Origin of the sequence: Pseudomonas alkylphenolica, from assembly GCF_016009175.1 — a bacterium.
In the GTDB taxonomy this organism is placed as follows: Bacteria; Pseudomonadota; Gammaproteobacteria; order Pseudomonadales; family Pseudomonadaceae; genus Aquipseudomonas; species Aquipseudomonas alkylphenolica_B.
The window spans coordinates 45562-71352 of record NZ_JADUCM010000013.1; the positions used below are offsets into that span (position 1 = coordinate 45562).

At 53.6% G+C, this 25791-nt stretch carries 17 protein-coding genes and 1 pseudogene; 5 read left to right on the forward strand and 13 right to left on the reverse strand.

What is annotated here, in order from left to right:
- Window position 1: 1 nt before the first annotated feature.
- The 5 genes from I5S59_RS13520 to I5S59_RS13540 are packed head-to-tail and all read left to right on the forward strand — an operon-like array spanning window position 2 to window position 6292.
- Window positions 2-1717 carry a thiamine pyrophosphate-binding protein gene (locus tag I5S59_RS13520; protein ID WP_197877057.1) on the forward strand — a complete coding sequence of 572 codons (1716 nt, stop codon included), beginning with the start codon at window positions 2-4 and terminating at the stop codon, window positions 1715-1717.
- Window positions 1714-2649, forward strand: coding sequence for an NAD-dependent epimerase/dehydratase family protein (locus tag I5S59_RS13525; protein ID WP_197877058.1), 936 nt, complete (start codon window positions 1714-1716; stop codon window positions 2647-2649). Before I5S59_RS13520 ends, I5S59_RS13525 begins: the two co-directional genes overlap by 4 nt.
- Window positions 2650-2661: 12 nt before the next feature.
- The gene (locus tag I5S59_RS13530) at window positions 2662-3039 is read left to right on the forward strand and encodes a GtrA family protein (RefSeq protein ID WP_197877059.1); all 378 of its coding nucleotides are present in this window, start codon (window positions 2662-2664) and stop codon (window positions 3037-3039) included.
- A complete protein-coding gene (locus I5S59_RS13535) occupies window positions 3032-3985 on the forward strand; it encodes a glycosyltransferase family 2 protein (RefSeq protein WP_197877060.1) in 954 nt (317 codons plus the stop codon). The genes I5S59_RS13530 and I5S59_RS13535 overlap by 8 nt, the downstream gene beginning before the upstream one ends.
- Window positions 3986-4009: 24 nt before the next feature.
- Window positions 4010-6292: a DUF7024 domain-containing protein gene (locus I5S59_RS13540; protein ID WP_232239734.1), complete on the forward strand. Its 2283-nt coding sequence runs from the start codon at window positions 4010-4012 to the stop codon at window positions 6290-6292.
- Window positions 6293-6422: 130 nt separating this feature from the next.
- Here the strand turns inward: I5S59_RS13540 and I5S59_RS13545 are convergent, their stop codons facing one another.
- The 13 genes and pseudogenes from I5S59_RS13545 to I5S59_RS13605 all read right to left on the reverse strand — a co-directional run bounded on the left by I5S59_RS13545 (window position 6423) and on the right by I5S59_RS13605 (window position 25771).
- Window positions 6423-7529, reverse strand: coding sequence for a glycosyltransferase (locus I5S59_RS13545; RefSeq protein WP_197877061.1), 1107 nt, complete (start codon window positions 7527-7529; stop codon window positions 6423-6425).
- Window positions 7530-7627: 98 nt separating this feature from the next.
- Window positions 7628-8806 (reverse strand): glycosyltransferase family 4 protein, encoded by a 1179-nt coding sequence (locus tag I5S59_RS13550; RefSeq protein ID WP_197877062.1) that lies wholly within the window; start codon window positions 8804-8806, stop codon window positions 7628-7630.
- On the reverse strand, window positions 8803-9753 hold the full coding sequence (locus tag I5S59_RS13555; RefSeq protein ID WP_197877063.1) for a GDP-mannose 4,6-dehydratase: 951 nt from the start codon (window positions 9751-9753) through the stop codon (window positions 8803-8805). The genes I5S59_RS13550 and I5S59_RS13555 overlap by 4 nt, the downstream gene beginning before the upstream one ends.
- A 245-nt stretch (window positions 9754-9998) precedes the next feature.
- A complete protein-coding gene (gene gmd, locus I5S59_RS13560) occupies window positions 9999-11033 on the reverse strand; it encodes a GDP-mannose 4,6-dehydratase (protein ID WP_128325912.1) in 1035 nt (344 codons plus the stop codon).
- 77 nt (window positions 11034-11110) lie between these two features.
- Entirely contained in the window at window positions 11111-11569 is a 459-nt protein-coding gene (locus tag I5S59_RS13565; protein WP_197877064.1) for a hypothetical protein, read from the reverse strand.
- A 214-nt stretch (window positions 11570-11783) separates the two neighbouring features.
- The gene (locus I5S59_RS13570; RefSeq protein WP_197877065.1) at window positions 11784-14402 is read right to left on the reverse strand and encodes a glycosyltransferase family 4 protein; all 2619 of its coding nucleotides are present in this window, start codon (window positions 14400-14402) and stop codon (window positions 11784-11786) included.
- A 1393-nt stretch (window positions 14403-15795) separates the two neighbouring features.
- Window positions 15796-16560: pseudogene (locus I5S59_RS26580) on the reverse strand (methyltransferase domain-containing protein); the annotation flags it as partial.
- A gap of 20 nt (window positions 16561-16580) precedes the next feature.
- The gene (locus I5S59_RS13580; RefSeq protein WP_197877067.1) at window positions 16581-18377 is read right to left on the reverse strand and encodes a methyltransferase domain-containing protein; all 1797 of its coding nucleotides are present in this window, start codon (window positions 18375-18377) and stop codon (window positions 16581-16583) included.
- Entirely contained in the window at window positions 18374-19609 is a 1236-nt protein-coding gene (locus I5S59_RS13585; protein ID WP_197877068.1) for an ABC transporter ATP-binding protein, read from the reverse strand. Before I5S59_RS13585 ends, I5S59_RS13580 begins: the two co-directional genes overlap by 4 nt.
- Complete coding sequence (locus I5S59_RS13590; protein ID WP_197877069.1) at window positions 19606-20400, reverse strand: ABC transporter permease; 795 nt, start codon at window positions 20398-20400, stop codon at window positions 19606-19608. The genes I5S59_RS13585 and I5S59_RS13590 overlap by 4 nt, the downstream gene beginning before the upstream one ends.
- Window positions 20400-21764, reverse strand: coding sequence for a phosphomannomutase (locus I5S59_RS13595; RefSeq protein ID WP_420066455.1), 1365 nt, complete (start codon window positions 21762-21764; stop codon window positions 20400-20402). Before I5S59_RS13595 ends, I5S59_RS13590 begins: the two co-directional genes overlap by 1 nt.
- 57 nt (window positions 21765-21821) lie before the next feature.
- Window positions 21822-23267: a mannose-1-phosphate guanylyltransferase/mannose-6-phosphate isomerase gene (locus I5S59_RS13600; protein ID WP_197877071.1), complete on the reverse strand. Its 1446-nt coding sequence runs from the start codon at window positions 23265-23267 to the stop codon at window positions 21822-21824.
- Between the two features lie 509 nt (window positions 23268-23776).
- Entirely contained in the window at window positions 23777-25771 is a 1995-nt protein-coding gene (locus I5S59_RS13605) for a nucleoside-diphosphate sugar epimerase/dehydratase (RefSeq protein WP_232239735.1), read from the reverse strand.
- Window positions 25772-25791: the final 20 nt, after the last annotated feature.

Below are 25791 nucleotides of genomic sequence, written 5' to 3' on the forward strand. Positions count from 1 at the left end.
TATGAAAGCTTCAGATGCAGTAGCAAAAGTACTTGCAGACACAAACGTCCTGTATGGTTTTGAGCTCATCGGTGGAATGATTACCCATCTGGTGGACAGCATTAACTTGCTCGGTAAAACCAAGTTGGTATCCATGCACCATGAGCAAGGCGCTGCCTTTGCTGCATCTGCTGTCGCACGTGCGACACATCACAAGATCATGGGGGTGGCACTGGGTACCAGCGGACCGGGCGCCACCAACCTGATCACCGGAATCGCTGACTGCTGGCTGGACAGCCACCCGTGCCTGTTCCTGACCGGCCAGGTCAATACGTATGAACTCAAAGGCGACAGGCCGATTCGCCAGCAAGGCTTCCAGGAGCTCGACAGTGTTGCCCTGGTCAGCAGCATCACCAAGTATGCCTACCAGGTAACACATGTCGATGAGCTGATCCCCTGCCTCCTGAAAGCGATTGCCATTGCCCGGGAAGGACGCCCGGGGCCTGTACTCCTGGATATCCCCATGGACATCCAGCGCGCCGAAATCGACGATACCGTCGTCGCCGAACTGCTGAGTGGCTGGGCGGGCAAAACAGTACCTGCAGCACAGCAACACGACGAATTCAGCAACATTTGGGCATTGCTGGAAAAGGCCCAAAAGCCGGTATTCCTGATTGGCGGCGGCGCGGTCAACACCCCTGGTTTTTCCCAGTGGCTAGCATGGGTCGAGCAACTGGGGATTCCTCACGTTGCAAGCCTGAAAGGGGCAGAGAAGCTCACTGCTGGCGACAACTACCTCGGCATGCTTGGGGCCTATGGCACCCGCGCAGCAAATTACGCTGTACAGCATTGCGACCTGCTACTGGTGTTTGGCAGCCGGATGGACGTCCGGCAGACCGGCGCCAAACCAGAATCATTTGCACCACACGCAGAAATCGTCCAGTTCGATCTGGATCCTGCGCAACTGAACAATCGCGTCACCACCCAGCACGCCTTCACTACCGAGCTGGCCCCGGTGTTTTCCGATTTTATCGAGCATGCGCAACAACTGAGCCCGGCACCTGCAGCCTGGCGCAAACAGCTTGCGCAGATTTTCGAACAGACATTCGTTGATGAATACGCAGGTTGGGGCGTCAGCCCTTTCGACCTGATGAGCACGCTGAACGAGCTTTGCAGTACGCGAGCACTCGACTACGTGGCCGACGTCGGCAATAACCAGATGTGGGCAGCGCACACCCTGCGGTTGGGCGCGGAACAATCCATGCACCATTCTGGCGGCCTGGGCACCATGGGCTTTGCCATCCCGGCAGCCGTCGGGGTGTGCTACGCCGGCAACAAGCCGGTCATTGTCATCACCGGTGACGGTGGCGCACAGCTCAACATTCAAGAGCTGGACATCATCGCCCGGGATCAGCTGCCAATCCTGACCATCGTGATGAACAACCACTCACTCGGTATGGTCCGCGGTTTTCAGGAGATGTATTTCGAAGGGCGTAACTCCTCGACCTACTGGAATGGCTATACCTCGCAGTTCCAGGCGATTGGCACTGCCTATGGCGTTGCATCACGCAGCACAAGCGACCTGCGCCAGTTCAAGGCAGCAGTCGACGAGTTCCTCAAAGACGGCAAGCCGATGCTCATCGAGGTGCTCATGCCCGATGCGCGGGAATGCCGACCACGACTGGAGTTCGGTCGTCCGATCCACGAGCAGTCGCCACTGCTGGACCTGAACCAATGAAAATTGCATTGCTGGGGGCAACCAGCCATATCGCGAAAGACCTGGTTGCCAGCATCGCCGAACACACTGCATACCACTGCTCCCTGTTCATGAGGGAACCCGGCAGGCTAGACGCCGGCATTCAGGCGATTGCCGAGCAAAAGTCCTTTCCGGTACTGGACTATGCCAGCTTCGATTGCACCCTCCACTTTGATGCAATCATCAATTTTGTCGGTGTGGGCGATCCGGCACGCGCCATCCAGATGGGCGAGGCGATATTTTCCGTCACCGAGCAGTACGACAAGCTCGCCTTGTCGTACCTGGAGCACAAACCGGACTGCAAGTATATCTACCTGAGCAGCGGTGCAGCCTATGGGAGTAATTTCGAAACGCCCATTACCGAAGCCTCGAAATCTACCTTTGCCATCAATGCGTCACAGCCACAGGACTGGTATGGCACGGCAAAACTCCTGGCAGAGTGCCGTCATCGGACGTTGCCTGGTTCGGCCATTGTCGACGTCAGGGTATTCAGTTACTTCAGCCATCGCCAGGCAACCGGTGCACGATTCTTCCTTAGTGACATCCTTCGCGCGTTGCAGTCCGGTACGGTACTCGAAGTATCACCAGACGACATGATCAGGGACTATCTGGTACCCGCTGACTTCCTGCAGTTGATAGACAAGATCCTGCAAGCACCCGCCGTCAACGATGTCGTCGACTGCTACACACTGGCACCTGTCAACAAGTTCGACTTGCTATCGGCGCTCCACGACGAGTTTGGCCTGAAATACACCATCGTGGGTGACCAGGCGAAAGTTAACGCAACGGGTCCAAAGGCCAATTATTACTCGCTGAACCGCAAGGCCGAGCGCCTTTTTGGCTATGCCCCCGGCAACACATCGTCCAGCGGCATAGTGAGTGAAATCAAACGGTACTTGAACCCAATACAATAAAAGGTCTCTTCGATGCTGCACACGCTATTGAAGGTGAAGCTTGTCAGATTTTTGTTGGTCGGCTTGATGAACGCAGCGTTCGGCTATGGCTGTTTTGCTGCTTTTCTCTACCTCGGCCTGCACTACAGCGCGGCGTTGTTCCTGGCCACACTGCTGGGTATTGCATTCAATTTCAAGAGCACGGGCGCTCTGGTTTTTGGCTCCCGGAACAACAAGCTGATTTTTAGATTCGTTGCCGGGTATGGCATTGTCTATTGCGCCAACGTTGCGGGCATCGCCGGACTGAAAACGTTTGGTGTAGATCCTTACCTCGCCGGCATCGCGCTGATATTGCCCATGGCACTACTTTCTTTTTTTATTAATAACAGGTTCGTTTTTAATTATGCGTAAGCTTATAAGCATCGTGACGCCCTGCTACAACGAAGAAGCCAACATCGATGAGCTCTACCAGCGCATCGTCGATGTCATGTCGCGTCTCGACTATGACTACGAACATATTTTTATCGATAACTGTTCGACCGACGGCAGCATCGAAAAACTGCGTGGCCTGGCGGCGCAAGACTCTCGGGTCAAGCTCATTCTCAACGCCCGCAACTTTGGGCATATCCGCTCGCCTTATTACGCCTTGCTCCAGGCCAAAGGCGATGCGTGCGTCTTGATTGCCTCCGACCTTCAAGATCCGCCAGAAATGATTGAAGAGTTCATCAAAAAATGGGAAGAAGGGTTCAAGACCGTCCTCGCGGTCAAACCCGAGAGCGAAGAGTCAGCCCTGATGTTCCTCGTCAGAAAGGCCTACTACCGCTTCATTACTCGCATATCGGAAGTGCCTCTGGTAAAAAACGCCACCGGCGCCGGGTTGTTCGACCGGGTTGTGCTGGAGATTCTCAGGAAGATCGACGATCCCTATCCTTACTTCCGCGGCCTGCTGTGCGAAATCGGTTTCCCGATTGCCACGGTTCCCTTCAAGCAGCCACGGCGTCAACGCGGTATTACCAAAAATAACTTTTACACCCTTTACGATATTGCCATGCTGGGCATTACCAATCACTCCAAGGTGCCGCTACGCCTGATGGTGATGGGCGGCGGGCTGCTGGCGATGCTCAGCCTGCTGATCGCCTTTGGCTTCCTCGTGGCAAAACTGGTGTTCTGGAACTCCTTCCAGCTCGGCGTCGCTCCCCTGCTGATCTCGCTATTCTTCTTTAGTTCGGTGCAGATACTGTTTCTCGGGATGCTTGGGGAATACCTCGGCTCGGTGCATACCCAAATGCGTAATATGCCGCTGGTTGTTGAGGCCGAACGCGTCAACTTTGATGAACCAGTTCAGCATAAAAACTAAATGTCGGGTAATGCATCGAAGATCATGAAAACTCCAGCACACTCTTCAATACTTATGTCTCTCTGGATAGCCCTTAGAGGCGACTGGAAATTGGCTCTTGCGGGCAGTATCCTTTGTTTCTTTGGGGCCAGCGTTCTCATGTCTGGGTGGCCTGCCGGGTTAATCCCAAACACGTCCGTCCCTTTTTCATATAGTGGTGATGGCGTCTTTCACGCATGGATGGCACAACGAGTTACTGAGGGATGGTTATTCGAAAACCCCCGCAGTGGCTACCCCTTTGGCTCGAACTTCCTTGACTACCCTGGATCAGACTTTGGCAACCACTTTCTTATCAAGGTACTCTCTCTGCTATCAGGAAGTAGCTTTGCAGGGATCAACCTATTTTACTTATTTGGGTTTCCGGTAGCTTTCGCCGCAACATTTTGTACTGTTAGATGCTTTGGCCTGGGGCGAGCACTGTCGGCTTCTTGTGCGCTGATTTATACATTCCTGCCATTTCACTTCATGCGCCTGGGTCACCTATTCTACACTTGGTACTTTGTTGCCCCGCTATTCTTCTATATCGCTTACTCCATTTTTCTAACTCCGGAGCGCAAGACTTCGGAAGAACCACAAAAAACTTCTTGGTTGAACCGGTTCGCCGAAATTACTGGCCTTTTGATCCTTGCATCATTTGGTGTTTATTACGCTCTGTTTGGATTGATATTGGTGGCTTTGGCCGGAGGGCTAAACTGGCTGCGAACCGGCAAACTCGCAGGCATCAAGCGTGCCACTCTTATCGCTGCAATCCTCGTAGGCGGGGTGATTGCAAACGTAACTCCCAACCTGATTGGGAAATATGTAAATGGCGCGAACCCCGAGGTAGCACAACGCCACCCTCTTGAAGCAGAACAATATGGCTTTAAGCTAATGCAATTACTACTGCCTCGAGCGGATCATCGAATATCTGAAATAGGCGCATACACAAAGTTTTACAGCTCAAACTTCCCCCTTATAAACGAAAACTATACTTCGACCCTTGGGATAATAGGCGCCACGGGCCTAATCCTCTGCTTCCTTTTTATCCTCGCATCAATCACAGGAAAAAAACTTGATCTAAGAATTGGCTTTTTAACCTCAGCGGCACTTATTCTTTTTATGTTCGGTACTACGGGTGGTCTGGGAGTAGTCTTCTCATCACTCATATCGTCATCAATCAGAGGGTGGAACCGCATCAGCGTATTCCTCGCATTTGCCGTTATCCTCGTATTCTTTTTGGTGCTTCAATCAGCTTTAGCAAAACACCGCAAGAAAACTGCGTACAGCATTCTCGCTGCCCTACTACTCTCCGCAGTAGGCTTTTTTGACCAGACGACTTCCAGTTGCGAAGCCTGCATCGCCAATACCAAAACCACATACGAAAACGATAAATTTTTTGTCGCCAGCATGGAGGAATCCCTCCCCAAAGATGCGGCAATTTATCAACTACCGTATATGCCATTCCCAGAAAATCCGCTACTAAACAACCTGAGAAACTATCAGCTCACAGCCGGGGTGCTTCATTCAACGCACCTCAACTGGAGTTTTGGTGGCATGCGAGGGCGCGATGGCGATATGTTCTATCGAGCACTGTCTCAAGAACCTATCGAGAAGCAACTCGAGGTGATACGTCGACTCGGCTTCAATGGGATCTATATAGACCGACGCGGCTACGTAGACGACGCCAAAAGTCTCATCGACGGCTTAACCGCATTGCTCGGGACACCACCAACGCTCGTCAGCAAAAATAATCAGTTGGTATTTTTCAAAATCGATGCCGATAAGCACCAGAACCTCAACGGCATGTCCGTGAAGCAAATCATGGACATCTCGGGCTACCATGCAGATCATCTTGGTCGCCGGTACAACTCAACGATTAACGAGGGCATCAACTTCTCCCGCGCTGGCTGGCCTGATTTCATTCGTGACGCAACTGGCTTTTCTGGCAATGAGCCGTGGGGGCGCTGGTCTGACCAGAATATTTCATCTCGCCCTTCCCTGAAGCTATATTCCCCTTTGCCACAAAAATTCACGTTAGTTCTTTCTGCCCAAGCTTTTGCTCGGAATGCGAACAGCCCCGTTGATATAGTAATTGGCAATCAGAAACATGAGGTGAGCCTGGCGAATACGCCGAGCGAAGTTCGCGTAAAAGTGGACCTGCAAGGAGAGACTGCAGACAGCATTACCTTTGTTCCCGCGCACCCCATTTCACCCAAAAAGCTCAAAATGGGAACAGATTCGCGGAAACTAGGGATTGGCTTCATCTCGATGCGCATTGAGCCCAACTAGAAAAAGTAGAATCACTCAGTCTCTGAGTGTTGAGATCGGTCATCGCGCTGGCACTTGCAGCGCGGTGACTCAAAAATGTTTTGTCACCACAGCCCAGGTGATGACATCTATGTCTGGCAGGTCCAGCAAGTCAGCGGACCAGGCTCGTATAGAGACTCCTATACGCCTCGCCCATCACTTGTGCCGTAAACACCTGTAGAAACCGTTGGCGTGCCGCCACACCGAAGCGTGCTGCCTCACCTGCATCCTCCCACAGTCGCAGCATTGCAGCCTTGAGTGCTTGCGCATCAGCAGGCGGAACTACCAGCCCTGTCACTTCGTGTTGATTGATAAAACTTGTGCCCGTACCGATCTCACTACAGATCATCGGTTTGCCGAACATCGCCCCCTCAAGCAAGCTGATGCCAAAGGCCTCTGAGCGCAGATGCGACGGAAACACCACGGCATAACAGGCATTGAACAGATCGACCTTTTCCTGCTCGGTTACCTGGCCGATGAAGTGGACATGGGTCAAGCCCAGGCGGGTGGCCTCTTCGCGCAACTCGTGTTCAATCGGCCCGGCACCGACGATAACCAGCGGCAGGTCGGTGTTTTTGAGTGCCTGAAGGAGGAAATGCAGTCCCTTGTAATAACGCAGCACGCCAACAAACAAGAAGAAACGCTCGCCAAACCGTGCCTTGAGTTCAGCCGTCGTTGATGCACGTGCTGCCGGGTACAAGGACTCTTGCAAACCAATCGGAATCGCCAGCGACTTGTCTCGGAACTGTTTCAGCACGCGAGAGCTTTGCAGGTAATTTGGACTCGTTCCGGCAATGGCACTCACGCTACGCAGGAACATGTTCATCAGCGGCCTGTAGATAGGCAACATCAGGCGTTGGCGGACAATATCGGAGTGATAGGTGACAACACTCGGTTTGCCGACGCGCGTGACAAAGTGCACCAAGTCCATGAACGGCCAAGGGAAATGGTAGTGAATGATATCCGCTTCGGCCGCCAGGCTCGAAAAAGCCGAGAACGCGGACACGGACATTCCCGTTGAGGCGAAGTTTGCACTTTCCTTGACCTGAAAAAGCCGGTATTCCGGGGTAACCAGAGGAGCACTCGGTTCACGCGCCAGGGACAGTATCGTATTTTCACAGCCTAACGACGAGGTGGCATGTGTCAGGTGCCTGATAAAATGCTCAACCCCGCCATGCTGATCGGCAGCAAAGGTTTTGTAAAAATGTAAAATCTTCAAATGAATTCTCTAGGGTTACATCCCTGCGTAGGCCACAACAGAACACTCACCCCGATAGGCTTACACACTCTTAATAACCCACTGACTTTCAATGGCTATCACCCGATGGAACGGTAAACTTCCAACGTCTCGCGTGCACAGCGCTCCCAAGAGAACTTCTGCGCTTGCAGCAGGCCTTTGCGAACATATCCGCCACGCAAGCTTTCATCTTCAAGTAGCGTACCCAATTGGAGCGCAAGCGATTCACTGCTTCCCGGCTCATGCAACATCGCCGCGCCTTGCGCAAACTCCGCCATGGAGGTTCCACTCGTGCAAAGCACCGGTACCCCGCTCGCCATCGCCTCCAGCACAGGAAGGCCAAACCCTTCATACACGGAGGGATACGCAAAAACCGCGGCGCCCGAATAAATCAACGGCAGCTCTTCTGCGCAAACAAACCGCAAGTATTTCACCTCACCCCGGGCCTGCATGGCCTGAATGCGTTCAAGCAAATCCGAGTTACGCCACCCCGGCGCCCCGGCTATGACCAGCGGGAACGCCCGACGCAACGCGTCGGGCAACTGCGACCAGGCATCCAGCAGCACGGCCAATCCCTTTCGAGGCTCCAGGGTGCCAACGAAGGCGACATAGCGACCATGCTCGAGCCCGTGCTGCATCAGCACGCTGGCCGTTTGTTGCCGATCGCGCGGGATGAAGCGCTTGTCCGCCCCCAGGTAGATCGCCCGCACTGCATCGGCACTGAGGTTGTAGCGCCCTATCAGTTCCTGGCGGACGATCTCGGAGTCGGTAATGAGGTAGTCCGCGCGCGCCAAAGTACGGGGCAATTCCCGGTTTAACCACTCCACCCGTTCGGCAGGGTGGAAATGCGGGTAATGCACAAAAGAAAGATCATGTATGGTCGCGACACACGGCCCGTCATGAGGCTTCAAAATAAAATTGGGCTCATGATAGATGTAACCCTTTCGTTTGCTCGCCTCCCGGCGGAAAACTGCACTTCGAATAGCACTGCGCGCCCGATAGGCCAGCGGCAGGCTGCGCACGAAAGAGCGAAAACGCGTTGACAGTTCGCGACCGCTTGGCGGTTCACCCGAAGCAGATACAGGAACCGGACCATGCCCGGCGAGCACTTCAGCAGCCGATAGCCAGCGCGCACCGTCAAAGCAATCAATGGTTGAATCTGTTACCTGCGCGTGCAGTTGTCCCAACAAGTTCAGCGTGTAGTTTCCGATACCGGTAAGCGGCGGGCGTAGCGATTCAGTATTGAGTACCAGCCTCATTGCCCCACACTCACCTGATCGCGCCAGTCAGTCAGCAACTGCGATAATGTGTCGCTCAATTCATAGCGCGGCTGCCAGCCTGTTACCTGCGTCATGTACTGGCTATCGCCGACCGCAAAAGGAATGTCTGAAGGACGCAGGCGCTCTGGGTCCAGTTGAACCTCAATCGCCACTGCGCTCTGTTGCAACATTACATCCAGGATATCGCGGATCTTGCGCGCACGCCCCGAGGCAATATTGAATACGTGGCCTTCGATGGGCGTATTGGCCAACGCAAGCAACTGAACATACGCATCACACACATCACGCACGTCAAGAAAGTCCCGACAGGCCTCAAGATTACCGACCTTCATCACAGGCGTTTGCTGGCCGGCCTCGATCTGCGCAATCTGCCGGGCGAAAGAAGCCGTGACGAAATCCGGCGACTGCCCCGGGCCGATGTGGTTGAAGGGGCGCGCAATGGCACCGGCAAAGCCCTGGCGGAAATGCTGTTGGCAAGCCAGTTCCGCAGCCAGCTTGCTCGCAGCGTAGGGGTTCATCGGCAAGCAGCGGCTTTCCTCATTGACCCTGGTCGCCGATTTAAACGCTTCGCCATACACTTCGGATGAACTGATGAATAATAAAAATGCCTGCGGCGCATGTTGTTTGATGGCCTCAAGCAGATTGAGGGTGCCCAGCACATTGGTATGCCAGGTCAATTGCGGTTCACGGAAGCTGGTCGGTACATGCGTCACCGCCGCCAGATGAACAATGGCATCGGGTTGTACCTGTTGAACAACCTCCGCCACAGCGCCTGCGTCACGAATATCCAGTTGAATGTCATCTGCCGAAGCAGCGTCCTGGCGACTCGAAGAAATGCCGGTTACCGACCATCCGGCAGTTACCAGCTGACTGCGCAAGATACGTCCGACGAAGCCATTGGCACCAGTCAACAAAACTTTTTTCATACGTGACATCCAGATCCAGTAAGGGAAGTTTCGATCAGGCACTCGCGATGCAGAACCCTCGTAAACAACGAATATAAAGAGGGACACAAATTCTGCAGTGGCAATGAGCAATGCGTGCAAGGGCTCGGTGCCGGTCACACGTACAACGTCCCTGCGTTGCAAGCAGCCCCGCAGGCATCCTCGAACGAACGGATGCCGCGGTTATAACTAACGCTGCTTAGCGCTGCGCATTGCCAACGAACGAATTAGAACGAAAAGCCCTGGCCGTTTCGTTTCAGATCCGCCTCAACCATCATCCGGCACAGCTCTTCCAGTGTGGTTTTAGGTTCCCAACCCAGTTTTGCCTTGGCTTTGGCAGGGTCACCGATTAGAAGTTCAACTTCAGCCGGGCGGTAGAACTTCGGATTGATCGATACCAGTACATTACCGGTAGCAGCATCAATACCTTGCTCTTGCTCGGCCTGGCCTTTCCACTCCAGATCGATATCAACGGCTTTGAACGCCAGCGATACGAAGTCACGAACAGTTTCAGTGCGATTGGTGGCCAATACAAACGTATCTGGCTCATCAACCTGAAGCATCCGCCACATCCCTTCGACGTATTCCTTGGCAAAACCCCAATCACGCTTGGCATCGAGATTACCCAGTTCAAGTACGTCCAGTTTGCCCAGCTGGATTTTCGCAACTGAATCGGTGATTTTCCGGGTCACGAATTCGCGGCCACGCAGTGGCGACTCATGGTTGAACAAAATGCCACTGGTACCGAAGATGTCATAAGACTCGCGGTAGTTGATGGTCATCCAGTGAGCATAGAGCTTTGCCACGCCATAGGGGCTGCGTGGGTAGAACGGCGTTGTTTCGACTTGCGGAATAGCCTGGACCTTGCCGAACATTTCGGAAGTCGAAGCTTGATAGAAGCGCACCTTAGGGTTAACGATGCGAATGGCTTCGAGCAGATTCACCGCACCGAGACCGGTGATATCGGCAGTGGCCAGAGGCTGATCGAACGAAACACCGACAAAACTCTGGGCCGCGAGGTTGTATACCTCGGTGGCCTCAGTGGTTTGCAGCAAACGAATCGATGCAGAGAGATCGGTGAGGTCATACTCGACCAGATGCAAATTTGGATGTTGAGCGACACCCAGCTCTTCAATTCGCCAGAAGTTTACCGAACTGGTACGCCGATAGGTGCCATACACGGAATACCCTTTCTCCAGCAGCAGCTGCGCCAGGTAGGCCCCATCTTGACCAGTAATTCCAGTGACAATGGCCTTCTTCATGAACTCTATTCCTCAATTAAAAAATACCCAGGCCGCACTCCGCGCGGCCTGACGAAAAAAGATAAAACCGGCAACGGTCAGTCTACGATTACCGTGAGGTCCAATGGTTTGACCTTTTTATCCGAGAACCAGGCAACGCCCTCCTGGACCATATTCATTCTCAGCAAATAAATACCCTGCTCCTTCGGAGCCACTACATTGGCATTTACCAAGACTTCCTTCCCTGGCGCTACATCCTGAGAAAACGAGGTTCGCGCGCCATCGCGCAGCAGCATTTGCTCGTCAACATACAACCAGTTGTAGGCAACGTGGACACGATCCTTGGCCGAGGACCAGACGACCTGGCTGGTATTTTCTACAGTTACTGGTACCACGAACTTCGAGCCTGCCTTGACCTGCAAATTCAGGCGATCCGTTTTGTACTCAGCGTGAAATACATCCTGCTGTGCCTTTCCCGCTGGCGAAGCCGCATTTTGTTTGCCGCCATCACAGGCAGCAAGCAACGAGAAAACCCCTGCACACACCAGCGTTTTCATAACAGTACCCGCATTGAGCGAATAACCATTACCCAAACGGCTGCTTATTACATTCCCCATACTGCACCCAAAAAAAAGAATTTGAGCCGTGCGTAACCGGCATGCCGGACAAACGGCCATTTTAACATCAAATATTCAACGCAAAAACTCTGCCACTCTCTTGAAGTGCGCCTGGGAAACCGCCTTTTCGCGGCGCACGACCAAAAGCGTGGTTTTACGCCCCTTGCAATGCCTGCCGCCAGGGGAACACAAGTACTGAGGCCGATGAGATCTGACTGCCGGACTCCACCCAGAAGACACACAGCTCGTACTGTCCGGGCTCCAATGGCATCTTCACTTTCAACGGTGCCCGCGGTGATACAGCTTGTATATCTCGGCTCCCATCAACAACAACATCGTCGCCCGCATAGATTCGATAGCCAACACCCGCCATCGCTTCATCGACTTTGATATCGATCCAGAGCCCGGGCAAGCCCGCGATCACGTTGTTTTCTGTCAAAGCCAGGGTCATGGGTTTGGCTACCCCGCCAATCAGGCGCTGGGCATGGTACTTGTCATACGCAGCCGCGTAATTGAGCAATCCCACCGCAGGGTCGTTGGCAGCATCATTGCCGGGGTAGTAATTCATGTAATGCACGTCGCTGGTAAACCAGCCAGGCATCCACGACGAATAGTCCTCCGGCCAGTTCAATGTCGTCACTGGCACAGCACAGAAGCGATTGCTGTAACGGTTCAGGCACACGTTAAAGTACAACGACCACTCGTCAACACCCCCTGCAACGCAGTTGGCATATTCACTGTAGATCTCTTGGACCAGGCGCTTTTCAATGATCTGCGGCTGGTGAGCGGAAAACGATTTGTCACCGTAGCCATGCGCAGTCAGGAGCGCCGAGGTTCTCCACTGCCCCTCATCATACGAAGTCATGCCAAATGGGCTGGCACGCCACTTGGCCATCGAGGAGAAGTAGTAATAGCCGTTGTAGCTCTGCTGATTGCCATAGTGGGTGGCCGGCAATGGTTTCAGCAGAATGGCGTCGTCATCGAGTGACAGGAAAACAGGCTCGATTACCGCATTGCCATACAGGCGCTTGCGCAACTGAAAGTTCCGCTCCTGATGGTCGGTCGGGATCGCTTTACCGACAAACAGATCCTCATCGCAGAGCACAACACCCGCAACGCCCAGCGCTGCCAATACAGCCTCGACCGCGCCTTTCATTGCCTCACTGGTCAGCACGACAACGCCACCAAGGTGCCCGAACTTTCTCAGCGACAGCAGTGAGCGCTGAAGCGACTCTGGGCGGATGGATATATACACCAGCTGCAATGTTTGCCACTCGATGCCGTGTTGGTCACACGGCAGATAAGCACGCAACACCTCGTGCACCTTTGCAATGGCATCCGACCAGACCGGCGCGTGGAACTTGCTGACATTTTCTTTCAACAGGTCATAGCGCTTCGGCTCGGCGACGAGGGCTTTGACGGTTCGCGCCAAGCCTTGCTCATCGTCCAGACGGAAACTCAAGGTATGCCCGCGCCCAACCTCTTCGAGCGCACCACCGTCACTTGTTACCACGGCACACCCGTAAGAAAGCGCCTCGAGTACGGGCAACCCGTAGCCTTCGTAGTGAGCAACCGATACGTACAGGTAGCATGTTTCGTAGAGGTGCTTCAGCACACCGTCTGTAGCGTTTTGCAGCCACAAGAAATGGCCCGCGTGCTGTGCGTCGGCCAGCTGGTCAATAACCTCATCACTCTCCCAGCCCTTTTTCCCGACCAGGATGACCTTCAACCCGAGCTGCTTGAATATTTCGAGGTTGCGGATGAGCAGCGAATAGTTCTTTCTCGGCTCAACAGTCCCCACAAACAACACAAAACGCTGGCGAGAGAACTTCGAGACCTCAACGGGAATTTTTTCGTCGGAGGCATCCAGCGCCGAGAACACGTTACCCAACGGCATGACCGTTGTTGGTGCACAACGACCTTTAAGCTGTTCGGCAATTTTTATGTAGTCGCGTTGCACTGCTTCAGAAATGCAAACAAACGTGTCCGAAAAGTTGGACGCGGCAAAAAAATGCTCGAGGAATCGCAGCACGGTAACCGGATGCGAGTACATCGGGAACAGGATGGGGGCTGCGTCATAGTGGATGTTCAAGATACGAACACCCGCCTCACGCAACTTGCGATACAACGGCCAGCGTGAGACAGCATCACCCCAGGAGCCATCAACATCGAAATACACATCACCCCGGTCAAAGCGGATCTGAGCGGCGTCGGTCAGCTCGACGAACTCATCATCCTCCAAAGCGACGCGTTTGAATTGCTTGTCCGCCCTCGAATAGGCGACATAAACAATATTCTCGACCGCGTTGCTGCTCTGCAATTCGCGGCTGAGCTCCCGAACCACCCGCTGGATACCCGTACGAGCTTTGGTGGTGGTGGTATTGGTTACATCGAAAAAGATGTTCGGGCCGCTGTCTGATCGAGAAGCGAACTCAAGGGAGAACTCGGAGCGCCCCTGCAGCGAATACTCCTCCGAGCGCAATATTGCGGCCTGGCAGTATTCAACCAGCCCTGCTCGATCCCGGGCGCGAAGACGTTCAAGTGCACCTGGATCTGCCAAGCGTCGCAGATAGTAGTAGTACACCAGGTGCACGACTTCTTCCTTGTCATTGACCCGCGACAACCCCAGATTGGCGAACGCCTCCCCACAACAGATAGCCGCTACGGCATCGACCGCGGCTTCCGACCATGAAAAGAAATCAACCTCAGCTCCTGAGGTGCAATTGCCGCCCGCCAGGCGAAAGAGCGCCTTGGCGTTGTCCTTGAATTCCATTACTTCACTTCTCGCTACAGTCATCAATAAGTGTCTTGTGTGCCTGCGCTATGACCGCATGCGCTGCACCACCGCTTTTTTCAACATACGCATCAAACAGGCGCATGTTCGAGGCATCATTGAAATCGATACTGCCAGTGCTACCCGGGGTTGATTCGCCGACTGCACCCTGACCAGGAATCACCGGCGTAGTCTCAACCGTTGCTGCCAAAACCACTTCAGGCGCGCTGGCCTCGGTATTAACGATTTCACCCGGCTCATCAAAAATGTCTTTTTGCAAAAACTCGCGATGTATTGCGAAGGCCCGCAAGTGGGCATGTAACCGCGGAAACTTCTTCAGCAGGCGATTTAAACGTTGACTCAACCCGGGCCGAGACAACACGCCCGCCATCAGCCCGGATACCATCGGCCGGAACACCGCCTTCAAGAACCGCACCGGCAATGCAAGAACCCAGCGGGCAGCAATTGACGCGCCCCGCAACGGGGAGGAAATACGCCAGGAAGTACTACTGAGCAATGCCTGAACGCGGGCGTGGTGCGTCTCGGTCTGTGCGGCAAGATGCCCTGCTGTTGCAAGCGCTTCTGTAAGCTTCACTTGCGACTGCTTGAGTTGCCCTTGCAGTTCTGCACTGTGCCTGAGGAGATCCTGTACTTGATTCACTGCTTGATGATGCTGCGGCTCAGTCGCTGCCAAGCGCTGCTCCAGTGTGGAGGCATAAGTGATGCGCTGCTGGACCTCACTGCGTTGCTGTTGAAGCTCGGAGCGCAGCTGTTCAATTTCAGCCTGCAATTGCTGCCCGGCGCCCTTGGCTTCTGCCATTTCGCGCAACGCATGATCCCGCTCTGCAAGGAGTACTTCTTGCTCCCGGACTAGTGTTTGAGCATGCGCATCCTGCTCAGTAACCTGCTGGCGTAACGCTTCACTCTGCGACTGCAGCGAAGTGCGTTCATTATCAATAGCAAACTTGAGCGCTTGTTGTTCTTTGTACATCGCCAACAGCTCTGCAGTTACCTGCTGCAACTGGCGCTGAAAGACTTCAACCGAGGCTTGTGAATTTGCCAGCAGCGCTTCAGCTTTTGCGGCGCGGGACAATTGATCACGCAGCGCAAGTTCGGAATTTTGATAGCGAACTTCTGCGTTACCTAGACTGTACTGTGTCTCTTGCAATTGCAAACGCAAATGATGCGCCACCGCCTCGCCTTGCAGTACATCCAGGTCCAGCACCGGATGATTAGCAGCAGCTTGCGCCGTGCTTTTCCCCTTGGGGGCAGCCGCATCCGTACGAGCAACAGCGTGATTCGATGTATCCATGAGTACCGCTGACTTTCCTTGTAAATGCGTAATATATTGGTTCAATACCGCAGATAACTTGACCGCTTTTTCAACTTTGCCTTCCAGTTCCACAAACCGACCTTGAAGGCCATGTTCATAGCGCTCAGCAAGCGTCCCAAGAGCCAGGCCATATTCCTTGGAAAACGCCTGATCAAATAGTGATGTCTGAGTAGTGTCGCCGCTTTTTTGTGCAACGATACCATAATCGGGACTCACTCCCCCAAGCACTTGCATCAAATTGACATCAGCCGCTTGAGACAGACCGGCAGGCTCTTGCAAGCGCATGAGCTTGGAACGAGCAAATCCGGCGTACTCGGTCAAAAACCCCAACAACAAATGGGGGATCGGCCGTTCATGAGTGGGGTCCAGATAGAAATTATTGGTCCCCACCACCAGGTTTTCGGCATTGGGTGTTTCGAGAATCAGCAAACCCGCAGGCTTGAGTACCCGCAACGCTTCTGTAACCAAATCTTGCAAACTGGGGAACGGAATGTGCTCGGCAATGTGAAAGCCTGACACAACTGCCAGGCTTTCATCGGGGAGCTCTTTCAGCTTCTTCAGCGCATCACAGAGTTCAACCGGCAGCTGCAGGGCCTCACAGACCTCCAGCATACCTTCGTCAAGGTCTACGCCCAGAGGTGTGAATCCGCTTTCGAGGAGCAACTCCAGCCACTCACCTCGACCACAGCCAAGATCGAGGGCCATGCACTCACCATACAGCGAGCGCAAAGGCGCAATGAAAGCGTGGTACACCTTGAGGCGCTCTTTTATAAGCTCTCTGGAGCCTCGATAGCGATCTTCAAATGCACGGTAAAAACTCGGCATGATCAACGACTCCTAAATGATCAATTTTCTACTACAACCTTGACCATGGAGTCGGTGGAAAGTTTCTGGTCATACCAGCGAACGCCTTCTTGAACAGCGGATAACTTCAAGTAATACACACCAGCCTTGTTCGGCGCCTTGACGTCAATATTATAAAAACAACTATCACCTGGAAGCAATGAAGTATGCAACGGCGTTCGAACACCATCAAATATACAGACTTCGCCTTGCTCATCCAGCAAATGGTAACTTAAGTTTACCGGACAAGGCTTAATACTTGCCAGACGTAACTCCGTCAGGTTTTCAACCCGAACCGGAACTTCGAAACGCTGCCCTGTGCGCACCGGGTATGTCAACACCTCGGCCTGAATATCGACAATAGCTGTGTAGTGTGCCGGAATAGCAGACATGATGAACGCCGACTTGAGTGCCTCAATGTCAATTGGCTTGTGCGAGGCAACAGCAAAAATGCTGGTCGACTTCTTGAAGTCACTCACACCAAAACGCTTGAGCAAACTACCGCCTGCCGTACGATCAGCAAACCACAACACAACGTAGGGGAAATGCTGTTCCAGTTGCCGCTTGAGCACCCGCGGGTTTTGCTCATTAATATGCATGAGCCGCTCATACCAGGTACGTCGCACACGCGGCAGCCAAAAGCCAGCAGCGACGGCCTTCTTCTGCTCCTGAGGATGCAAGTACTCGTAGTTCCAGGCATTAGGCGCTGTGTGCACTATCAGCTGCCCTTTGTTCTTCTCCAGCTTTGCACTGACCAGGGCATACATGGCATCGTTTTCCTCAGGGCTGAGGTGCTCAACGATGTCCGCCGCTACTGCCAGGTCATAGTCGCCTTCATAGGCATCCGGTTCAAGAACGCTACCGCAAACAACCCGAACATTGGCTGCAGGCCCGTCTATATCCGCCAGGGTCTGGCGAATCAGTGCGCAGGCATCGGCAGAATAATCAATCGCCGTCACTGCTGCACCTTGCGCGTGAAACAGGCGCGTCAGCTCCCCGCGGCCTGCGCCCAGGTCAACAACGGCTTTGGGCTTGCCAAATACCAGAGCAGCATCAGCCACTGCCTGCAAACGGCTATCGATAGCCGCGCCTTTGCTTCGGCGCCACTCGGAAAACCCACCACAATCGTTGAGGTAATAGTTTTTGGTGTAAGCCGTTGACAGTGGTGCACTGGAATCACTGCCGACTTTCGACATGTCTGAAACGTCCAGATTGGTACGAATCAGTAATTCACCCGCGTAACCAGGGATGATCAGCACCGAGTGCACTGCTGCCTTGTTCAACCACAACCACTCGTTGACCGAGTAGAAGTTCTCGCGAGACCACTGGTAACCGTCAACCAGAATGTATCGACTTTGGGTGACAGCCAGGTCCAGGTCACGGTATGTGCCGTTGCCATCCTGCTGGCCATCGATATGGATAAGGTCGTAGTAGCCGCCAGGGAACGCTTTCAACGATTGCGTGTTGAGTGAATGCAGGTCTGCATTGAAACCCGAAGCACGAAGGTTCTCCCCTGCCCAGGCAAGCGCCCCTTTGCTTCCTCCAAACGTGTCGATATCAGCATCCAGGCCGACGAACTGAGCGTCTGGGCAGGCTTCAAGAAACGCCCGTGCCGAGTAACCGTAGCGAACCCCCACCTCGAGTATCCGCTGGGGGTTAATGGCCTTGGCAATGGCCCATTTGACCTTGTAGTAATCGACCCACTCATCAAACAGGTGCCGTAACGGGTCGGCGGGGTTGGCCTGCGCTCTAAAGTCATAGTTAGAGACGCTATGAAAACTCATTATCAAATCAATCATGAAAAACTGACCTCTGGTCGAATGTCAACCATTCCACTCCAGCCTGGAACAGAGCCCGCTAAAACTTCAAACACCAACATTGATTGATCAAAAAACAGAGGAATCTTGAATGAGCCGCGGTCATAGCCGCTGTCCGCCACGCCCACCATCAACTCATAGGTATCCGGATAAAGCGCACAATCAAAACTGAACTCAACGGCGAGGCTTTCACCACACTTGACCGGCCTTAGCTTGCTGCCCAGTGTGTAAGTATTAGCCTCATAAATGACGATACCTGACTTCGTCCTGATCCCGAAGCCCACGTGCGGGTCCTGCCAGTCACTGGCAAACTGAGTGGTGATACGGACCGTCATTTTAGAGCCCATCTGTAAATACCCCTGCTCACAGGTAATATCTACACTGACGGGACCAGAAGCCTTGTCAACAACGACAAACTTGGCATCACGGTTGTCGTGAAGTGCCTCATCAGCGATCAGACTGGATTCAGCACTCTCGTCTACTGCGTTCCCCATTACCATCGCGGCCTGGTAATAGTCCATGACACTGGCTGCATCCCCCATCTTCTCGATGGTGCCATCTTTGATGTAGATGCCTTTCTGGCAGAACATGCGGATCGTATCCGGCGCGTGTGAAACCAGCAGAAGACTCATCCCTTCTTGCTGGTAACGCCGGATTCGCTGCATGCATTTATGCTGGAACCGGGCATCCCCCACCGACAACGCTTCGTCGACGATCAGAATGTCAGGACGAAACGCCGTTGCCACCGAGAATGCAACGCGAACCTGCATACCGCTTGAATAGGTGCGAACAGGCTCATCGAAATAAGCACCAATCTCGGCAAACTCCTCGATTTCAGCAATAACCTTGTCGATTTGCTGAAAACTGAAGCCCATCAACCCACCGGCGTGATAAACGTTCTGCCGGCCACTCAGCTCAGGGTTGAACCCCATTCCCAACTCAAGTATCGCAGCGATACGACCGCCGACCTGTACCTGCCCCTGCGTAGGCTGCAAGGTCCCTGTGATCATTTTCAGCAGCGTTGACTTGCCGGCACCATTTTGCCCAACAATACCAACAGCCTCGCCACGCTCAACAGTGAAGCTGATGCCTTTAAGCACCCAATGCTCTGAACTGGGCTTTACCGGAAGATAAAACCATCGGGCAATACGTTGCCACTCGGAACGGTAACTACGGTAGGCCTTTCCAAGATTATTAACACTTAACAATGTCATAGGGCGTCCACCATTTCTGCAGACGCACGACGAAACAGGAACAGGCCAAGCAACAACAGCCCGGCTGACAGGGCGGTGATGATCGCCAATTGTTGGGGCTCCGGCGCCTTCCCATACACCAGAACGTCATGATAAGCCGTCACAATGGTATACATGGGATTGAATACGACCAACGACTTGAATTGCTCCGGAATAATGGTCACCGGGTAGGCAATCGGCGTGAACCAGAACCACGCCTGGAGAACGATAGGCACAACCTGGCCAACATCGCGAATAAACACATTCAGCACACCCAGCACCAAGCCGATACCCAGTGACAATGCGAGCAGTACAACCGTCAACGGCAGCAACCACACAACAGCCAGATTGGAATGATGACCAAGTATCGCGAAAACAAATAACAGCGCGAGGAACAGTAAAACATAGTTCAAAAGACTGGAGCCCACGACGATCGCAGGCAATGTAATACGCGGAAAACTTATTTTCTTCATCAAGTTGCCCTTCTCGATGAAGAGCGTCAGGCACCGGCCTATCACTTCAGAAAACAGACTCCAGGCAAGAATGCCGGACATCAGGTACAAGGCATAAACGTACTTGTTATCGATGCCCGGCAATTTTGCGGCCAGGACGCTGGACAGCACCAGTGCGAATATGGCGACCTGGGCCAGGGGATGAATGATCATCCACAGGCCACCCAGTCGACTGCGCGCAAATCGCGCAACAAACTCGTTGCGAATTGAAGAAAAAACGAAGCCCCTGTACCTGATCAGGCTCCTGAGTAATGCAAACATCAGCTCTCCAGTATGAGCGTTTCCAGCTCAACAATTTTCTGCTGCAGCAAGGACTCATCAGCCCGCGTCTCGATGTTCAGGCGCAGTAGCGGTTCGGTATTTGAACCCCGGACATTCAGGCGCCACTGTGCAAACTCGATACTTACACCATCCGTTTCGTCAATGCTCAATGCTGCAAGTGAGAAATGTTCGCGGATACGTTTGACTGTCCCGGCAACATCCGCAACCTGGTAATTGATTTCGCCGCTGCACGGAAACTCAGCAATATAGGCGTCTACCAGTTCTGCCAAGGAGTTACCTGATTCGCTTATCAAAGCACAAACCAGCAGCCAGGGAATCATCCCACTGTCGCAGTAAAAAAATTCACGGAAGTAATGGTGGGCACTCATTTCACCACCGTAAATCGCGTCCTCGGCACGCATGCGCTCTTTAATGAACGCGTGCCCGGTTTTACACTGAACTGCGTCGCCCCCTGCCCTGCGCACTGTCTCGATCGTGTTCCAAGTCAGGCGCGGGTCATGGATTATTTTGCTTCCAGGGTTTTTCTTCAGCAGAGATTGCGCGAGCAACGCAACCAGGTAGTAGCCCTCGATGAAACGGCCATTACCGTCAAAAAAGAAACAGCGGTCAAAATCGCCATCCCAGGCCAGTGCCAGGTCGCACCCATGCGCACGCAAGGCCTCTTGGGTCAAGTCACGGTTTTCTGGCAACAGCGGGTTTGGCACACCGTGAGGGAAATGGCCATCAGGCTCGGCGTTGATCACAACCCATTCGAAGGGTAACGATTTTTGAAGGGCCGCAATCACTGGACCGGCTGCCCCATTTCCAGGGTTGGCCAGAATTTTCAAAGGTTTAAGTGCGGTGCAGTCGACATAACCCAGCAAATGTTGCAGGTACGCCGTTTTGTCAGGCCGGGAAGAGACTTTGCCTGGCGAAATACCAACAGCCTCGTAACGCTCCTCAAGGATGCGCGCCTTGATGGCCAGCAGGCCGGTATCGCCACTGATCGGCCGCGACTCCTGACGGACCAGCTTCATCCCGTTGTAGCCTTTGGGATTGTGGCTGGCTGTAACCATTACGCCACCAGAAACCTGGTAATGGCTTGTAGCGAAATAGACTTCTTCCGTACCGCACAGGCCGATGTCGATTACGTCGGCGCCGGCATCGGTGATGCCTCGAATCAATGCATTGGCAATGACTGGGCTCTCCAGCCGCATGTCATAGCCAACGACGTAGCAGTCACCCTTGAGCTCTGCAACCAACGCCCGCCCGATATTGTAGGCAATGTCACCATTCAACTGCTCGGGCACTTTGCCGCGAATATCATACGCCTTGAAACAGCTCAAGGTATCCATGCTCATCATTCCCATCGTACCGGCCATGTTCACAAGACGTGAACATGGCAGTGTGTCACCCGTCGACTAGCCGCTTACACGCCCATAGACATCCTGAAAACGAACAATGTCATCTTCACCCAGATAATCACCGCTCTGAACTTCAATCATCACCAGGTCAATTACCCCCGGGTTTTCCAGGCGGTGTTTATGCCCGGCGCGGATGAATGTTGACTCATTGGTATCAAGCATGAGTTCGCGCTCATCATTGATCACCCGGGCCATACCACTGACCACAATCCAGTGCTCACTGCGGTGATGATGCATTTGCAATGACAGTGAAGCTTGAGGTTTTACGACGATGCGCTTGATCTTGAAGCGCTCGCCCTCCTCCAGCGTGGTGTAGGTACCCCATGGGCGATGAACGGTCTGGTGCAGTTTGTGCGCTTCATGGTTACGCGACTTTAGCTGCGCAAAAATGTGCTTCACGTCCTGCGCATGGTCCTTGTGTGCAACAAGGATGGCATCAGGTGTGTCGATGACAATGAGGTCCTTGACGCCGACCAAAGCGGCAAGGCGTTCTTTGCTCAGAACGAAATTGTTGCTCGCCCCATGAATCATGACTTCACCGTCGAGGCGGTTGCCGGCCTCATCGGAAGCGGCCAGGTCGCTCATGGCCGTCCAGGAACCAATGTCGCTCCAACCGATGTCGCAAGGAACTGTCGCGACTTTGCTGGAACGCTCCATCAACGCATGGTCAATGGAGATATCCGGAACGCTGGCAAAAGAGTCCGGGTTTAGAGTGAGTGCCCGACGACGCCCGCCTTCTTCCATGACCTTGCTTTCGTTCATGCAGGCCTTCACTGCGGAGGTGACATCCGGAGCGTGGCTTTCCATCTCACGGATCAGATCAGCCACTTTGAAACAGAAAATACCTGCGTTCCACAGGTACTCTCCCGAATCCACATAGCCTTGCGCCGTTTCAAAGTTCGGTTTTTCGACGAAGCGTTTTACCAGGGCACCACCCTCCAGCAACTGGCTGGTGTCGCGATGAATATAGCCATACCCCGTTTCAGGATACTTCGGGGTAATCCCGAATGTGACCATCCAGCCCTCGGCCGCGAGTTTCATGGCGCTATCCACCGCCACAGCAAACGCTTCCTGCTTTTCGATGAGGTGATCGGCCGGCATTACCAGCATCAGCGTTTCCGGCCCATGCGTTTCAAGCAGTTCAAAGGCCGCTGCGACTACGGCCGCTGCGGTATTGCGCCCAAAGGGCTCGAGCACGAAATTGAGCTCGGCACCCGCGCTGCCTACCTGGCTGTATTCGTCTGCAGTTTTAAAGTAAAGGTCCCGGTTGGTGACCGTCAGAACACTATCAACCCCAGGAAGGTTCAGGGCGCGCGTAAACGTTTTACGAATCAGGTTGCTGCCATCCGGGAGGGGGATAAACGGCTTTGGATGGGCGGCACGGGACACTGGCCACAGACGCGAGCCTGAGCCACCACAAATAATTACAGGAACGATTTTCACGCGGGGATAGTCCTTTAAATTCGGCCTGAGACGAAGCTGTCAGCCAAGCCGGAGTCGGCATCCCACCGCCAGGATGGAAGAGGCCATATCAGGCAAACAGACGCCTCAAGGCATTTTTAAGGTTAGCGAAAAGCCGCAAACTGTAACATAAACTGAAGCAGTGCCGTGCGATGCACTGCTCACCATCGAGCGGATTTTCATATATAGGATTGAATTTTCTACAGACAAAAGCAGGATGATCAGAAAGCTCGCCAAAGCGAGCTCAGATGATACGAAGTATGAAGCTTAGCATTTCTTGAGCGGGCTAACGGCTACCGTCAATTAACAGCTGTCGACCAAAAATGCAGAAAACGGCATTAAGTTCGCTAAAAAACAAATGAGTTTGCAGAGATCGCACAGTTGAATCGTTGGACTTGGCAGCTTTGCATTGCACGCAGCCTGCGCCCCATGGATGCCGAGTGCCAGCATCCATGGGACTATTACCAATCAACGAAGTAGCTTTTCGCCGATTACGGGTCCATCCTACGCTGCTGGTAAATCCAGTCCACAATCTCCCCATCTGGGGTATAGCCACTGACCGTCTCGCGCAACAATTGGCGAACCCGCCCGTAGTCATCTGCAGAAAGGGCTGTAAGCAGCTCACTGAGACGCTCTTTGAGCTGCTCCCAAGGCAAGTAGTCTTCATGAGCGCTCATGATCATCGGATGACGAGTTGCCACCACATTGTCACCTATCAGCAGCTCCTCATAGAGCTTTTCGCCAGGACGCAGCCCACTGAACTCTATAGCAATGTCACCGTGAGGGTTTCGCTCGGAACGGATACTCAACCCTGACAGGTGAATCATCTTTTCTGCGAGTTCGACGATTCTGACCGGCTCGCCCATATCCAGAACGAACACGTCCCCCCCCTTTCCCATTGATCCCGCCTGAATCACCAGCTGTGCCGCCTCGGGAATAGTCATGAAGTATCGAGTGATCTTCGGATGGGTGACCGTCAACGGCCCGCCGGATTTGATCTGCTTGTAGAACAACGGAATGACCGACCCCGAAGACCCTAGGACATTGCCAAAGCGCACCATGGTAAAGCGCGTCTTGTTGACCTGCGAGACATTGCTGGTATCGCCAAACAACACTGGGGCAAGCTCGCTGCTAAGGGCCTGCAGAGTCATTTCCGCCAAACGCTTGGTACTGCCCATCACATTGGTCGGGCGCACCGCTTTGTCAGTGGAAATAAGCACAAAGTTTGATACGCCAGCTTGCAAGGCAGCCTGAGCAGTGTTGAGCGTACCAATGACATTGTTCAACACACCCTCGGCAATGTTGTGCTCAACCATAGGCACATGCTTGTACGCTGCAGCATGGTAGACCGTATCAATGCGCCAGGTAGTCATGACATCGAGCAGCTGTGCCGGGTTACGCACCGAACCAAGGATAGGCAGGATCCGGGTCGAGAGCGACTCACGTGCGACGCGCTGCTCCAACTCGGAAAGTATGCTGTACAGGTTGAATTCGCTGTGTTCCAACAACAACAAGACCTTGGGCTTGTGCGTCAGTATCTGCCGACATAGCTCCGAACCGATCGACCCGCCGGCACCGGTAACCAGAACAGCCTGCTCCACCACACAATGGGCCAGCAGATCTTCCTGAGCAGGCACCGCATCACGCCCGAGCAAGTCGGCGATGTCCACTTCCTGCAAATCGTCCACCTTGACCCGACCGCTGGCCAGATCCATGAAACCGGGGATACTCCGTACGTGCAGCGGGAAGCCCTCGAGAAACTCGAGAATTTCACGTCGACGGGCACGCGTGGTGGACGGTATCGCCAGCAAAAGCTCTTCCGCCCCCGTCGCATCAATCATTTTCTGGATCTGAGCAGGGGTGTAGACCTGCAACCCGGAGATAACCCGATCGGCAATGCTAATGTCATCATCAATAAAAGCCACGGGACGCATGACCTTGCCTATGCGTAGTGCCGCCACCAACTGATTACCTGCTGCACCGGCGCCATAGATGGCCACCTTTGGCAAACCATCATCGCGGCTGGTGAAGGGCACATGCTGGGCAGCGGCAAACCAGTCTCCTAAAAAGTACTGGCGCATGGCCAAACGCAAGCCGCCAACCATTACTAGGCTCAGCCACCAGTAGTTGAAGATAATTGAGCGCGGAACAATATGCTGATGGTTGCTGGACCAATAAACGATGAAACCGAGAATCAGCGACGATAGACTGACCGCCTTGATAATTGCAATAAGTGCGTCGTTGCCAAAATAGCGCATCACGGCGCGGTACATCCCAAAACGAATGAACAACGGAATGGCAACTACCGGCGCACACAGAAATAGCCAGAGATGGTCACGGAACGGATTGGCCAACTCCTCAATGCCCAGACGCACGACAAAGGCAAGCCACAAGGCCGCCCAGACCAACAGGATATCCGTCAGTACTTGTAGCAGACGCTTCTGACGACGCGGCAGACTCAGCAAAGATGCTCGCACTTTATCCATAATCCCTCTGAACTCTCTGA